Here is a 13,862-nt window from a genome sequence, read left to right as displayed (position 1 = left end):
TACCGAGACGGTGGAGGAGGCGGCCGACGGGGACTGGGTGGTGCGCCGGCTCACCGGGGCCGCGAGCGGCAAGACCTACCGCTGCCCGGGCTGCGACCAGGAGATCCGCCTGGGAACGCCGCACCTGGTGACCTGGCCGGCCTATCCGCGCGACTCCGACCTCGACCCCTGGGACACCGACTCGGCCGCCGACCTGCGCCGGCACTGGCACGCGACCTGCTGGCAGTCCCGGGGTCACCGCCGCTGAGCAAGGACCCCGTCCTCCCCGCCCTTCGCAGGCTCAGGACGGTGCCCTGGACGGGGCCGTTCCAGTACGTCACCGGGCTCGGCGCGGGACCTTGCAGCGGGGCCGTTCCATCACCTCGCGCGGGCGAAGACGACGACGTTGTCCTCGTAGCTGCGCGCGGCGCGGTCGAACTCGCCGCCGCAGGTGACCAGCCGCAGCTCCGCCCGCGGGGTGGGCCCGTAGACCGACTCGGTCGGGAAGTCGCTCTTGGGGTACCGGTCGACCCCGGTGACGGCGAACCGCGCCGTCGTCCCGTCCGCGCGGTCGACGAGCACCTCGTTCCCGGGCCCGAGCTCGCCCAGGCGGGAGAAGACCGCCGGCCCGTCGACCGAGTCGACGTGGCCGGCGACCACCGCCGGGCCGACGTCGCCCGGGACGGCGCTGCCGGCGAACCACCCGGCCCGGTCGTGGTCGTCCGGTGGCACCAGCACGCCGGTGGCGTCGGTGCCGAGCCGCCGCAGCTCGCTGTCCACGCCGATGGCCGGCACGCGTACGCGGATCGGCGCCGCCGTCCGCTCCGAGCCGCGTTCGGCGACCACGGGGACGGGGGATTCCGCGGCCGGCGCCGCCCCGGCGGTTCCGGCGCCGCCAGGGAGGACCACCGCCACCGTGCCGGCGACCACCGCGGTGCCGGCGAGCAGCCCCCGGACCAGCGGCAGCAGTCGTCGCCGCGACTCCCGGTGCCCGCTCACCGGCCGGACCTCGGAATGCGGCGGCGTGCCGCGCGGGACCCCCGCCCGCGACCGCCGGGTCAGGACCAGGCCGGTCAGCAGCGTGAGCCCGACGGCACCGCCGACGAGGCCCGGCTCCAGCTCCCCGGCCGCGGTGCCGCCGGCGCCGGTTTCCACGCCGCCGGTCGGGACCACCCCGGAGCCCGCGGCGTCCAGCACGGTGCGCAGGGTCAGCCCGCCCTCGGGCCGGTCGAGGACGAACAAGCTGTAGACCGAGCCCGCGGCCAGGTCGAGCGGCAGCTCGGTCTGCTCGCCGTCCACCGCCAGTTGCAGCCGGTCCGCGTTGCCGGACACGGCGGTGTACCTCCCGGCCTCGGCGAAGGCCAGGTCCCCGGCGATCCCGGTGCCGCCGGCCGCGGCGTGGAGCGTCGGCGCGCCGGCCGCGGCGGACACCACCCGCACCCGCGCCTGCCCGGACGGCGGGAGCGCGAGGTCGTCCTCGAGCACCGCCAGGCCCAGGTCGGCGAAGCGGCCCACCCCGGCGACGGTGCGTGCGCTGTCGCTGCCGACCTGCACGGTGGTGGAGAGCACCGGTGGGGTGGCCGGGTCGGCCCCGGCCGCGCGCATGCTGACGGTGTAGACCCCCCCGGGCACGTCCTGGTAGTCGGTGATGGTCCCGTAGCCGACGCCGGGCACGGTGAGCAGCGCCGTCCCGTCGCCGGGATCGGCGACCGAGTCGACGTACACGTCGACCGCCGGGGTGTCGGGGGACAGGTGGGCCAGACGCACCAGCCCGGTACCGGCGGCGCCGGCCGTGGAGGGGGCGACGAGCACCGTCCCGGCGGTCACGACCGTGACGGCCAGCACGCGGGTCCAGCGGTGCACGGTTCCTCCAAAGGTCTCGGGGGACCCGGCGCCGGTCCTGGCGGCCATTCGCGCACTCCTCGCGACTCTCGTCCAACGACCGTCACGGGGAGACCTCGGCGACGCGGCCGGCCGTCCGTGCCGGTGCGGACGAGGTCGCGCCCGGTCAGGCCGGCTCCTCGGTGCCACCAGGTCGTCGGGGGCGCCGGGGGTGAGCAGGTCGCCGCGGACGTCGTCCGCGGGGCGCAGCCGCGCGCCGTCCGGCAGCTCGCGGTCGGCCTGGTCCCGGCAGCGCCCAGGCGGGGGTCTCCGGGCTTGCGAGCGGTGAGGAGGACGAGGTCCTCTCACGGTGGGTGGAAGGACGGTCCTCTCGTCAGCGCCGGCCGGGGGTGACGGACTGGCTGCCGGTGTCGGCGCCGTCGGGCTCGACCGCCGGCTGGACGAGGGTCGGCGGGTCGACCCTCGGCGGCGCCGGGGCCCCGGTGCCGCCCGTGGTCACCGAACGCAGCTGCTGGGTCGTCTGCGAGTCCGGCGTCACCTGCTGGGTCGGTGCGTCGGCCACCGGGGTGACGGCGGGTTGCGTCGGCGGGGCCGGGGGCCGGGTGGGCTGACGTGCCGCGGCCGCCTCACCGTTGCCCGCAGGCGGCTCAGGGCGCTGCGCCGGCTGGGGAGCGGTGGTGGGCCGCACCACCGGCTGCTCGGTGGTCACCGGGCCGATCGGTGCCTGGCGCGGCTGCTCGCCGCGGACCGGCTCGGGCTGGGCCTGCTGGGAGCGGGGGGTCGGCTGCGGGCGGAGCGGAGCCGGCGCGGGCGGCCGGGGACCGGCCTGGGGCTCGGGTCGCCGGTCGCCGAGGTCGGGCAGTCGCTCGAGCAGCCGGCGGGCCTCGACCAGCCGACCGGCGAGCTCGTCGCGTACGGCGCGGATGGCCGCCGCGGCAGCCTCGGCGTCGCTGACCAGTTGGGCGGCGTGCTTCTCGGCTCCGGACACCCGCTGGGCGGCGGCCTCGGCCGACGAGCGGTCGCGCTCCTCCTCCAGCCTGGCCGTCTCCTGCCGGCGGGCCCGCTGGGCGATCTCGAAGTCCTCCTCGACCTTCGCCCGCCGGGCCTGGGACTCGGCGTCGAGCCGGGCCACCTTCTCCTGGGCCTTGGCGACCAGCTCGTCGGCGCGGATCTGCGCCTTGCTGGCGATCTGCTCGGCGTTCTGCCGGGCCTCGGCGATCATCCGGTCGACCTCGGCCTGCCCGGCGGCGTGCCGCTCGTGCATCGCCCGCTCCTCGGCGGCGGTGTGCTCCCGCAGCGCCTGGGCCTCCTGCTCGGCGGACCGGCGGATCTCCGCCGCCTCCTCCTCGGCGAGCCGCAGCATGTGCTGGATGCGCTCGCTGATGTTCTCGAAGGTGGCCGGTCCGGAAGACGCTGCTTTGCGCCGCAGCTGGTCGATCTCCCCGTGCAGCGCCGAGAGCTGGCCGGCGAGGTCGGACGAGCGGCTCAGCGCCGCGTCGCGGTCGGCCAGGGCGACCTGGATGTCGGCCTCGAGGCGCTCGATCGTCTCGGCCACCTGGTGCCGGTCGTAGCCCCGGAGCACCACGTCGAACGAGTGCTGGGCCTCGCGCATCGGCAGCATGTCGCGGCGGGGATCGGTCATGCAGTCATCCTCGCAGAGTCGGTGGGCGGGTCTGGCGTGTCGTCAGGCCCTCCCTGCAGGGTGCCAGCACCGCACGCGGCCGCGCCACGTGCCGGCACCCTGCACGGCCCCGCCGACTCCGTCCCGGGTCCCGATGGCCGCCTGCATGGCTCCGCCGCGAGCCGGCGAGCGGGGGGGAGCAGGGGGCCTTCCGGGGTCCTTCCTCACACGCCCCGGAAACGGTTGATCGCGGGAAGGTGCTGCTCCCGCTTGGCGGTGTCCTTGACCCCGAGGCCCCCCTCCGGGGCGAGGGTGAGCACGCCGACCTTGCCCTGGTGGCAGTTGTTCTTGACGTCGCAGGCGGCCTGGCCGACCTGTTCCATCGGGTAGACCTTGGACAGGGTGGGGTGGATCAGGCCGCGGTCGATGAGCCGGTTGGCCTCCCAGGCCTCCTTGTAGTTGGCGAAGTGGGAGCCGACGATCCGCTTGAGGTTCATCCACAGGTAGCGGTTGTCGTACTGGTGCAGGAAGCCGCTGGTGGAGGCGCAGGTGACGATCGTGCCGCCCTTCTTGGCGACGTAGACGCTCGCGCCGAAGGTCTCCCGGCCAGGGTGCTCGAAGACGATGTCGACGTCGTCGCCGCCGGTGAGCTCGCGGATGCGCTTGCCGAACCGCTGCCACTCCCGGGGGTCCTGGGTGTCCTCGTCCTTCCAGAACCGGTAGCCCTCGGCGGAGCGGTCGATGACCAGGTCCGCGCCCATCTTCCGGACGATCTCGGCCTTCTCCGGACTCGAGACCACGCACACCGGGATCGCGCCACCGTTGAGCGCCATCTGGGTGGCATAGGAGCCCAGCCCACCGGAGGCGCCCCAGATCAGCACGACGTCGCCCTGCTTCATGCCCGCGCCGTTGCGGCTGACCAGCTGCCGGTAGGCGGTGGAGTTGACCAACCCGGGGGCGGCGGCCTCCTCCCAGGTCAGGTGTGCGGGCTTGGGCAGCAGCTGGTTGCTCTTGACCAGCGCCAGTTCGGCCAGGCCGCCGAAGTTGGTCTCGAAACCCCAGATCCGCTGCTGCGGGTCCATCATCGTGTCGTCGTGGCCGGCCGGGTCCTCCAGCTCGACGGACAGGCAGTGCGCGACCACCTCGTCACCCGGCTTCCACCGGTTCACCCCCGGGCCCACCCGCAGCACCACGCCGGCCAGGTCCGAGCCGACCACATGGTAGGGCAGGTCGTGCCGCTTGGCCAGGTCGTGCAGCCTCCCGTAGCGCTCCAGGAACCCGAAGGTCGACACCGGCTCGAAGATCGACGTCCAGACGGTGTTGTAGTTCACGCTCGAGGCCATCACCGCGACGATCGCCTCGCCCGGCCCCAGCTCCGGTGTGGCCACCTCCTCGACGTGCAGCGACTTGCGGGGGTCCTTGTCCTTGGTGGCCAGACCCTCGAACATGTCCTGCTCGTCCTTGCGGACCAGCACGGCGCGGTAGGACTCCGGAACCGGCAGCCCGGCGAGGGCGTCCAGTCGGTCGGCGAGGATGGCGTCCCTGATGTCGAACACGTGAGTCTCCCGGGTCTTCGTCGGCTCGTGAGTCGGTGCAGCGGCCGTGCGGTGGCGCGAGATGTTACCGGCCGGTAGACAGCTGTCGGTCCACCGGTCGGGCGGTCAGTGCGGCGACGCCGCCGGCTCGACGAGCTCGACGAGGACGCCGCCGGCGTCCTTGGGGTGGACGAAGTTGACCCGGCTGTCCGACGTCCCCCGCCTCGGGGTGTCGTAGAGCAGCCGCAGGCCGCGCTCGCGCAGCGTCGCGCTGACCGCCTCGACGTCGGTCACGCGGAAGGCCAGCTGCTGCAGGCCCGGGCCGGAACGGCCGATGAACTTCGCGATCGTCGACTCGGGGGTCAGCGGGGCCAGCAGCTGGATGCGGGTGTCGCCGTCCCCGACGGCGAGCATCGCCTCGTGGACGCCCTGTTCCTCGTTGACCTCCTCGTGCACGGAGGTGATGCCGAAGGCCAGCTCGTAGAAGGCGATCGCCTCGCGCAGGTCCGGGACGGCGATGCCGACGTGATCGATCGTGGTGAACAGCTCGGCCGGCAGGCCGGTACGCGGATCGGTGCTCATCGCGGCATCCTCCCGGACCAGACGTCTGAGACGACAGGTGGGTGGACCACACACAGGGGAGGGCCCGCCGCACACAGGTCCACGGCGGGCCCTGGAGGCCTGGCTGCCGGGGTTCGCCGCCGGCTCCGGCCCGGCTCCGCCGGCCTCCCTGCAGGGTCCCGCCGCGAGCCTGCGAGCGATGGGGCAGGGGGTCCTGCCACGAGGGGTGGGGGACGGGGTCCTCCTACGGTGGGGGCAGCCAGGTCCTCCGTCAGCGACGCAGGAAGTCGATCAGCGCCGCGTTGAACTGCTCCGGGTGCGAGGCGTTGATCCCGTGTGGCCCGCCCTCGATGACGACCAGCTCGCTGCCCGGGATCAGCTCGTGCGAGCGCCTGCCGCTGACCTCGAACGGCACGATCGCGTCCGAGTCGCCGTGGACGACCAGGGTCGGCACGGTGATCGCGGCGACGTCGCCGCGGAAGTCGGTGCGGCCGAAGGCGGTGATGCAGTCGAGCGTGCCCTTCGGCGAGGCGGACTCGGCGAGGTGCAGCGCGTACTGCCGCTGCTGCTCGCTGACCGCGGGGCTCCTGAGGAGGCTCGAGCCACCGGGAGTGAAGAAGTCCTTGGTGAAACCGTCGAGGAAGGCCGGGCGGTCGGTGCGCACGCCCTGCTGGAACCCCTCGATGGTGGCGTCGTCGAGGCCGCCGTCGGGGTTGTCGGCGCTCTTGTACAGGTAGGGCGGCACGGCGGCGGCCAGGACGGCGCGGCTGACCCGCTCGGTGCCGTGGCGGGACAGGTAGCGGACGACCTCGCCGCCGCCCATGGAGAAGCCGACGAGCGCGACGTCGCGCAGGTCCAGGTGCTCGAGCAGCGCGTGCAGGTCGGCGGTGAAGGTGTCGTAGTCGTAGCCGTGCCACGGCTGCGACGAGTCGCCGAAGCCGCGGCGGTCGTAGGTGACGACGCGGTGGCCGGCCTCGACCAGCGGGCCGACCTGTGCCTCCCAGGAGCGGCCGGACAGCGGCCACCCGTGGATCAGCACGACCGGGCGGCCGGCACCGACGTCCTCGTGGTGCAGCTCGACCGGGTGTCCGTTCTCGTCGCCGACGTGCAGGCGGGGCATGGGGGTCTCCCTCGTCTCGGGTGCTCGGTCGCTGGCGTCCTACCCGGTGGCCCACCATCGGATGCGCTGAGACGCTCGTCACGCCGGTGACCACGCCGCGGCCCGCGTCCTATCCTGCGAGGGACCGGCGCCGTGTCCCCGTGGCGCGGCGCTACCGACCCCGCGGTCGCCGGCGTCGGCGGCCCGCCCCTGGAGGCAGTCATGTCCCGTTCGGTCATCGTCAGCGGCGCCCGCACCCCGATGGGTCGGCTGCTCGGCTCGCTCAAGGACTTCTCCGCCGCCGACCTCGGCGGCGTAGCCATCAAGGCCGCGCTCGAGCGGGCCGGCATCGCCGGCGACCAGGTCGAGTACGTGATCATGGGGCAGGTGCTGCAGGCCGGCGCCGGCCAGAACCCGGCCCGCCCCGCGGCCGTCGCCGCGGGCATCCCCATGACGGTGCCGGCCATCACCGTCAACAAGGTGTGCCTCTCCGGCCTGAGCGCCATCGCACTGGCCGACCAGCTCATCCGCGCCGGCGAGTTCGACATCGTCGTGGCCGGCGGCCAGGAGTCGATGACCCAGGCGCCGCACCTGCTGCCCAGCTCCCGCACCGGTACCAAGTACGGGGACACCAAACTCGTCGACGCCATGGCGCACGACGGGCTCTCGGACACCTTCGACCAGGTGGCGATGGGCGCCCTGACCGAGCAGGCGAACAGCCGTTACGACCTGACCCGCGAGGAGCAGGACGCGTTCGCCGCGGAGAGCCACCAGAAGGCCGCTCGCGCGGGCAAGAACGGCATCTTCGAGGAGGCGATCACCCCGGTGCTGATCCCGCAGCGCAAGGGCGACCCGATCGAGTTCCGCGACGACGAGGGTGTCCGTGCCGACACCACGGCGGAGAGCCTGTCGCGGCTGAAGCCGGCCTTCGCCGAGGACGGCACGATCACCGCCGGCACCGCGTCGCAGATCTCCGACGGCGCCTGCGCGGTCGTCGTCATGAGTGCGGAGAAGGCCGCCGAGCTCGGCATTCCCCCGATCGCCGAGATCGGCGCGCACGGGGTCGTCGCCGGCCCGGACGCCACGCTGCAGAGCCAGCCGTCGCGCGCCGTCCAGAAGGCCTGCGAGCGCGAGGGCATCGAGCCTGCCGACCTCGACCTGGTCGAGTTCAACGAGGCCTTCGCCGCCGTCGCACTCGTCTCCACCAAGGAGCTCGGGATCGACCCCGAGAAGGTGAACCCCAACGGCGGCGCCATCGCGCTGGGCCACCCGATCGGCATGAGCGGCGCGCGGATCGTGCTGGACGTGGCGCTGGAGCTGCGCCGCCGCGGCGGCGGTGTCGGCGCCGCCGCGCTGTGCGGTGGCGGCGGGCAGGGCGACGCGCTGATCCTGCACGTGCCCGCGACGGCGTGACCTCGGAGGGCCCTGCGATTCCCGCTGACGCGGTGGACACTGCGGTCCAGGCGCCCGGCCCCGTCTCCCCCGGGAGGAGGCGGGGCCGTCGCGCGGTCGACGTCCCGGACCTGGTCGCGCGGGCACGGGACGGCGAGGCGCGCGCGGTGGCGCGGCTGATCACGCTGGTCGAGGAGGCCAGCCCGGCGCTGCGCGAGGTCGCCGCGGCACTGGCCCCGCACACCGGGCACGCGCAGGTCGTCGGCCTCACCGGCTCGCCCGGCGTCGGCAAGTCCACGACGACGACCGCGCTGGTCCGCGCCTACCGCGAGCGCGGACTGCGGGTCGGCGTCCTCGCGGTCGACCCGTCGTCCCCCTTCTCGGGTGGTGCGCTGCTCGGCGACCGGGTGCGCATGCAGGACCACGCCGGGGACGCCGGCGTCTACATCCGCTCCATGGCCTCGCGCGGCCATCTCGGCGGGCTGGCCTGGGCCACGCCGCAGGCGATGCGGGTGCTGGACGCCGCCGGGTGCGACGTCGTGCTGGTCGAGACCGTCGGCGTCGGGCAGTCCGAGCTGGAGGTGGCCTCGCTCGCCGACACCACGCTGGTGCTGCTCGCGCCGGGCATGGGCGACGGCATCCAGGCGGCGAAGGCCGGGATCCTCGAGGTCGCCGACGTCCTGGTGGTGAACAAGGCCGACCGGGACGGCGCCGACCAGACGGTGCGCGACCTGCGCTACGCGCTCTCGCTCGGCGGCCGGCACGACCTCCCCGGCGCCTGGCGGCCGCCGATCCGCCGCACGGTTGCCGCCTCCGACACCGGCATCGACGAGCTCGCCGAGACGATCGGGGAGCACCGCGCGTGGCTGGACTCCTCGGGCGAGGGCTACCGCCGCCGGCTGGTCCGCGCGGCGCGGGAGGTCGAGGTGATCGCACTGGCCGGGCTGCGGGAGCGGATGGGCGACGTCCGCGGCTCGGCGGCGCTCGGCACCCTGGCCGAGCAGGTGGTGGCGGGGGAGAGCGACCCGTTCCGCGCCGCCGACACGCTGATCGCGCAGCTCTGACCCGCTGAGGGCAGGATGGCCCGGGTGAACGGGAAGCCGGACGCCGTCGTCGTCGGGAGCGGGCCGAACGGGCTGGCGGCGGCCCTCCGGCTGTCCGCCGCCGGGTTGCGGGTGCAGGTCGTCGAGGCGGCCGGGCGCCCGGGCGGGGGGATGCGCACCGAGGAGCTCATGCGGCCGGGGTACCGGCACGACGTCTGCTCGATCGTGCAGCCGATGGCCGCCGCGGCGCCGTTCTTCCGCGAGTTCGACCTGGCCGGCCGAGGTGTGCGCCTGGTCCAGCCGGAGGTCAACTTCGCGCACCCTCTCGACGGCGGGGGTGCCTCGGTCGCGTACCACTCGCTGGCGGAGACCGCGGCCGGCCTCGGGCCCGACGGGCCGGCCTACCGCCGCCTGTTCGAGCCGCTGGTCGAGCACGGGCAGGACGTCGTCGACTTCTTCCTGACCAGCAGGCTGCGCCGGTTGCCGACCCGCAGCGTGCCGCAGATCGCGCACTTCGGGCTCAACGGGCTGCCCAACGTGCGCTGGCTGGCGCACCGCTACTTCGAGACCGAGGGTGCCCGCGCGCTGCTCGGCGGGGCGGCCGCGCACGGGATGCTCGACCTGACCCGGCCGCTCACCTCCGCGCTCGGGATGCTGCTGACGATGCTCGGCCACCACGTCGGCTGGCCGCTGGTCGAGGGCGGGTCGCAGAACCTCGCCGACGCGATGGTGACCGCCCTGGAGCAGCAGGGCGGCGAGGTGGAGACCGACCACCTGGTCACCGACCTGCGCGAGTTCGACGGCGTCCCGGCCGTGCTGCTGGACACCACGCCGGAGGCCTTCGTGTCGATGGCCGGCGACCGGGTGCACGAGGGCTACCGCCGCTGGGTGGACCGGTACGAGCACGGTGCGGGCGTCTTCAAGATCGACTGGATCCTGTCCGAGCCGGTGCCCTGGACCAACCCCGACGTGCGGCGGGCCGGGACCATCCACGTCGCCGGGACCCTCGAGGAGACGATCGACGGCGAGCGGGCCCCCAACGAGCGGAGGTCCACCGACCGCCCGTACGTGCTGGCCGTCCAGCCGACCGTGCCGGACCCGACGCGCGCTCCCGAGGGCGGGCACGTCTTCTGGGCCTACGTGCACGTGCCGCACGGCTCGGACATCGACATGACCGCGGCCATCGAGAACCAGATCGAGCGCTTCGCACCGGGCTTCAAGGACACGATCGTCGAGCGGGCCACGAAGGACGCCGTCCAGATGGAGGCGTGGAACCCGACCTACCTCGGCGGGGACATCTCCAACGGCCAGGCGACGCTGCGGCAGATGCTGGCCCGGCCGGTGCCGCGCTGGAACACCTACAAGACGCCGGTGGCGGGGGTCTACCTCGCCTCGTCCGCGACGCCGCCCGGGCCGGCCGTGCACGGTGCCTGCGGCGACAACGCCGCGCAGGTGGCGCTGCGCGAGGTGTTCGGGCTGCGGCACGTCCCCCGGCTGCGCCCCGCCCCGCCGGCCGCCTGATGAAGGACCACCTCCTCCCCACCCCTCGCAGGCTCGGGGCGGGCCCCTGGAGGCGGCCTCCTGTGGACGGCGACCACATCAAGTCGCCACTCGGTGCTGGGGTGGACCCCCGTAACCTCTGGGGCCATGGTCCGTCCGCTGGGGTTGCCGTTCGATCCCATCGCGCGCGCCGGGGAGTCCTGGGAGCAGCGCTTCGGGCCCGCCGCAGCGATGCGCGCCGCGACCTCGGTCTTCCGGGTGCAGCAGATCCTGCTCGCCCGCTTCGACGAGGCGCTGCGGCCGCACGCGCTGACCTTCGCCCGCTACGAGGTGCTGGTGCTGCTCACCTTCAGCCGCACCGGCGAGCTGCCGTTGAAGGTGATCGGCAGCCGGCTGATGGTCCACCCGACCAGCGTCACCAACGCCATCGACCGCTTGGTCGCGGCCGGCTACGTCGACCGGCGTCCCAACCCCGCCGACGGGCGGGGCGTGCTCGCTGCGATCACCGACCGCGGGCGGGGCGTCGTCGAGGAGGCGACCGCCGCCCTGACCGCACTGGACTTCGGCCTCGGCGACGTGCCCGACGCCGAGTTGGACGCGCTGTTCGCCATCCTCGAGCGGGTCCGCCGCGGGGCCGGTGACGTGGCGGACGACGGGACGGCGGGCGCCTGAGCCCCGGCACCTCCGACACCGCCTCCGCCGCGGTGGGATGATCGAGGTCATGCAGCCCACCCGTCCCGGACGCCCCGACCCGCGCGCGCAGGCCCAGCAGGCTCAGCTGGCCGCCTCCCTCGCCGGCGCGGTCGACCTCGCTGCCGTCAAGGCCCGCTCCGAGGCCGCGGCACGGGCCCAGTCGGCGCCGCCGCCCAGTGCCGCCGCGCCGACCGGCGCCCCAGGTGCCGCGGTCGTCGACGTCACCGAGGAGACCTTCCAGGCCGAGGTGCTCGACCGCTCCTTCCAGGTCCCGGTCGTGCTCGACCTGTGGGCCGAGTGGTGCGGGCCGTGCAAGCAGCTCTCCCCGGTGCTCGAGCGGCTGGCCGCGGAGGGCGGCGGCTCCTGGGTGCTGGCCAAGGTCGACGTCGACGCCAACCCGGCACTCGCCCAGGGCCTGCGGGTGCAGGGCATCCCCGCGGTCAAGGCGGTCTGGCAGGGGCAGCTGGTCGCCGAGTTCACCGGTGCCATCCCCGAGGAGCAGGCGCGGCAGTTCGTCACCGAGCTGGTGCGGGCGACCACCGGTGGCGCCGTCCCCGAGGCCGGGAACGACGAGGCCGGCGAGGCCGAGGACCCTCGGCTGGACGCCGCCGAGGCCGCCCTCGAGCGCGGTGACCTGACCGCCGCCGAGGCCGCCTACCAGTCGATCCTCGACGCCGAGCCCGACCACCCCGTTGCGGGCCTCGCGCTGCGCCAGGTGCAGCTGTTCCGCCGCGCCGACGAGGCCGGACCGGATGCGCTCGCCGCCGCGGACGCCGCTCCGGACGACGTCGCCGCACAGGCCCGGGCCGCGGACTTCCTGCTCGGCACCGGGAACGTCGAGGGTGCCTTCGAGCGGCTGCTGGACGTGGTCCGCCGGACCGCCGGGGACGACCGCGACCAGGCGCGCCGGCACCTGGTTGAGCTCTTCGGCGTCGTCGGTGACCAGGACCCGAGGGTCGCCGCGGCCCGCCGCCAGCTCACCCTCGCGCTCTACTGAGGCTCCCGGCAGGGGACCTCAGACGCCGACGTCGCAGGCGGCGGCGCCCTGGAAGAAGCCGTTGCGGAACAGGTCGACCAGCTGGAAGCCGGTCAGCGCGACCTCGGGCACGACCGACGGGTCGGTGCCGTAGGTCAGCAGGAACTGCACGGCCTCGTCGATGTCGCCAGGGGAGATGACGGCGGCCGTCAGCCGTTCGTCGAAGAAGGCCGACGAGAACCAGCCGGTGAGGCAGACCGCCGACCGGATGGCCGCCTCGTCGTCGGTGGACAGCCCCAGTTGGTCGCGCGCGGCCAGCGCGTAGGGCAGCGAGGCGGCGGTGATGACGGCGTAGTCGGCGCCGCCGAGCTCCTGGTAGGCCGGACCCACCAGGTCCTCGACGTCGTAACCCACGAGGTCGTCGTCGGCGCAGAACACCAGGTCCAGGTCGTCGGCAGCGCAGGTCGGCGGGTTGCCCTCGAACGGCTCCAGCTGCGGCGTGCTGAACGTCTCACCGAAGACCTGGTCGAAGGCGAGGCCCCAGAACTCCGGGAGGGCCTCGGCCGCGATCTGCTGCGCCTCGCCGAAGGGCGCGTTCCCGCCGCTCGCTGCCTCGCTGGCGGAGGAGAAGGCGCCCTGCGTGTACGGGCGCTGGGCGGAGAAGTTGTCGCGGCACGCGGTCGGTCCGGCCCGGAAGCCCTCCTGGAACGCCGAGATGCGGTCGAAGTAGGACCCGTGTGCGGCCTCGGTGTTGATGCTGGTGCCCACCGGGTCGCGCAGCAGCAGGTAGCCGCGCAGCACCTCGTCGAGCTCGGGTGCGCGGATCTGCGTGTGCTCGCTCTGCCCGTCGGCCACCCACGCCGTCCAGGCGCCGGCGAAGCAGTCGGCCTGGGTCTCCACCGAGATCGAGTAGTCGGGGTAGCCGACCCGGCCCTGCACCGCGTGGCCGAACTCGTGGGCCATCACCAGCGCGGGGATGAAGCGGCCGTACTGCTCGGCGAGCTCCTGCAGGAAGGCGCGGTCGTAGCTGATCGAGTCGGAGTTCGGCGCGTCGGGGGCCTGGCAGTAGAAGGCGTTGCCCTCCACGTCGCGGGGGTCGGATCCGCAGCCGATGCCCTGCGGGTACGCGCGGGGGTCGACGTCATCGGGGTCGGCGCTGAAGTAGCCGCCCTGGAGCGGCACGAAGTCCTGCCCGAAGACGTCGGGGAACTGCTGCGTCCAGTAGGCCTCGAGGTCGGCCAGGGCGTTGCGCGCCAGGGTGTCGGTCGGGCCGCCGGTGGCGCCGACGACCTGCAGCTCGGCGGAGGGGATGTCGGAGGCCGGGGGCCGGGCTGCACTGGGCAGGCCGACGACGGCGACCGAGCAGCCGGACACCAGCAGCAGCGTGGCCGTGGCGAGCAGGGCCACGGCCACGCGGCACACGGAGGAGTCAGGCATGTCCCTCGGATCGTCCCATCGCGGCGGCCCTGTCGCCCCCCGTAGCTGCAGCGACGGACGCCGGTGCGGCCCCCGGACGCACTCGGGAGGCCCCCGTTCACCGGGCCCGTCCCGAGCCCGGTGACGTGCTGGAACCGCCCTTCCGCAGAGCCCCGCCGGCTCCGTCCCGGGTCCCGCCGGCCCC

Annotated in this window: 12 protein-coding genes; 6 read left to right on the top strand and 6 right to left on the bottom strand. The window is 74.4% G+C overall.

Features of this window, described 5'->3' with window-relative positions; genetic code table 11:
- Positions 1–10 precede the first annotated feature (10 nt).
- Positions 11–247, top strand: a complete 237-nt coding sequence (locus tag BUB17_RS13710; RefSeq protein WP_244277207.1) for a hypothetical protein — start codon at positions 11–13, stop codon at positions 245–247.
- A 110-nt stretch (positions 248–357) separates the two neighbouring features.
- On the opposite strand, the gene BUB17_RS27825 is transcribed toward BUB17_RS13710, so the two are convergent.
- The 5 genes from BUB17_RS27825 to BUB17_RS13675 all read right to left on the bottom strand — a co-directional run bounded on the left by BUB17_RS27825 (position 358) and on the right by BUB17_RS13675 (position 6,658).
- Entirely contained in the window at positions 358–1,890 is a 1,533-nt protein-coding gene (locus BUB17_RS27825; protein ID WP_244277206.1) for a class F sortase, read from the bottom strand.
- Between the two features lie 304 nt (positions 1,891–2,194).
- Positions 2,195–3,463 (bottom strand): coiled-coil domain-containing protein, encoded by a 1,269-nt coding sequence (locus tag BUB17_RS13690; protein WP_072918811.1) that lies wholly within the window; start codon positions 3,461–3,463, stop codon positions 2,195–2,197.
- A 203-nt stretch (positions 3,464–3,666) separates the two neighbouring features.
- A complete protein-coding gene (ccrA, locus tag BUB17_RS13685) occupies positions 3,667–4,998 on the bottom strand; it encodes a crotonyl-CoA carboxylase/reductase (RefSeq protein WP_072918807.1) in 1,332 nt (443 codons plus the stop codon).
- Positions 4,999–5,103: 105 nt separating this feature from the next.
- A complete protein-coding gene (gene mce, locus BUB17_RS13680; protein ID WP_072918804.1) occupies positions 5,104–5,559 on the bottom strand; it encodes a methylmalonyl-CoA epimerase in 456 nt (151 codons plus the stop codon).
- A gap of 250 nt (positions 5,560–5,809) precedes the next feature.
- The gene (locus BUB17_RS13675; RefSeq protein ID WP_072918802.1) at positions 5,810–6,658 is read right to left on the bottom strand and encodes an alpha/beta fold hydrolase; all 849 of its coding nucleotides are present in this window, start codon (positions 6,656–6,658) and stop codon (positions 5,810–5,812) included.
- 201 nt (positions 6,659–6,859) lie between these two features.
- Here BUB17_RS13675 and BUB17_RS13670 point away from each other — a divergent pair, with 201 nt between their 5' ends.
- From BUB17_RS13670 to BUB17_RS13650, 5 genes are all read left to right on the top strand, one after another.
- The gene (locus BUB17_RS13670) at positions 6,860–8,050 is read left to right on the top strand and encodes an acetyl-CoA C-acetyltransferase (protein ID WP_072918945.1); all 1,191 of its coding nucleotides are present in this window, start codon (positions 6,860–6,862) and stop codon (positions 8,048–8,050) included.
- A 32-nt stretch (positions 8,051–8,082) separates the two neighbouring features.
- Positions 8,083–9,093, top strand: coding sequence for a methylmalonyl Co-A mutase-associated GTPase MeaB (gene meaB / locus BUB17_RS13665; RefSeq protein ID WP_175561364.1), 1,011 nt, complete (start codon positions 8,083–8,085; stop codon positions 9,091–9,093).
- Positions 9,094–9,108: 15 nt separating this feature from the next.
- Positions 9,109–10,593: a phytoene desaturase family protein gene (locus tag BUB17_RS13660; protein WP_072918800.1), complete on the top strand. Its 1,485-nt coding sequence runs from the start codon at positions 9,109–9,111 to the stop codon at positions 10,591–10,593.
- A 126-nt stretch (positions 10,594–10,719) separates the two neighbouring features.
- Entirely contained in the window at positions 10,720–11,244 is a 525-nt protein-coding gene (locus BUB17_RS13655) for a MarR family winged helix-turn-helix transcriptional regulator (protein ID WP_072918798.1), read from the top strand.
- A gap of 49 nt (positions 11,245–11,293) precedes the next feature.
- Complete coding sequence (locus BUB17_RS13650) at positions 11,294–12,262, top strand: tetratricopeptide repeat protein (RefSeq protein WP_083606333.1); 969 nt, start codon at positions 11,294–11,296, stop codon at positions 12,260–12,262.
- A gap of 18 nt (positions 12,263–12,280) precedes the next feature.
- Here BUB17_RS13650 and BUB17_RS13645 read toward each other — a convergent pair whose 3' ends face one another.
- Positions 12,281–13,678: a neutral zinc metallopeptidase gene (locus BUB17_RS13645; RefSeq protein WP_244277205.1), complete on the bottom strand. Its 1,398-nt coding sequence runs from the start codon at positions 13,676–13,678 to the stop codon at positions 12,281–12,283.
- Between the last annotated feature and the right edge of the window lie 184 nt (positions 13,679–13,862).

Origin of the sequence: Geodermatophilus obscurus (assembly GCF_900143215.1) — a bacterium.
GTDB classification, from domain to species: domain Bacteria; phylum Actinomycetota; class Actinomycetes; order Mycobacteriales; family Geodermatophilaceae; genus Geodermatophilus; species Geodermatophilus obscurus_A.
The sequence above is the reverse complement of the archived record's forward strand: the minus strand, read 5'-3'. Positions and strand labels throughout refer to the sequence as shown.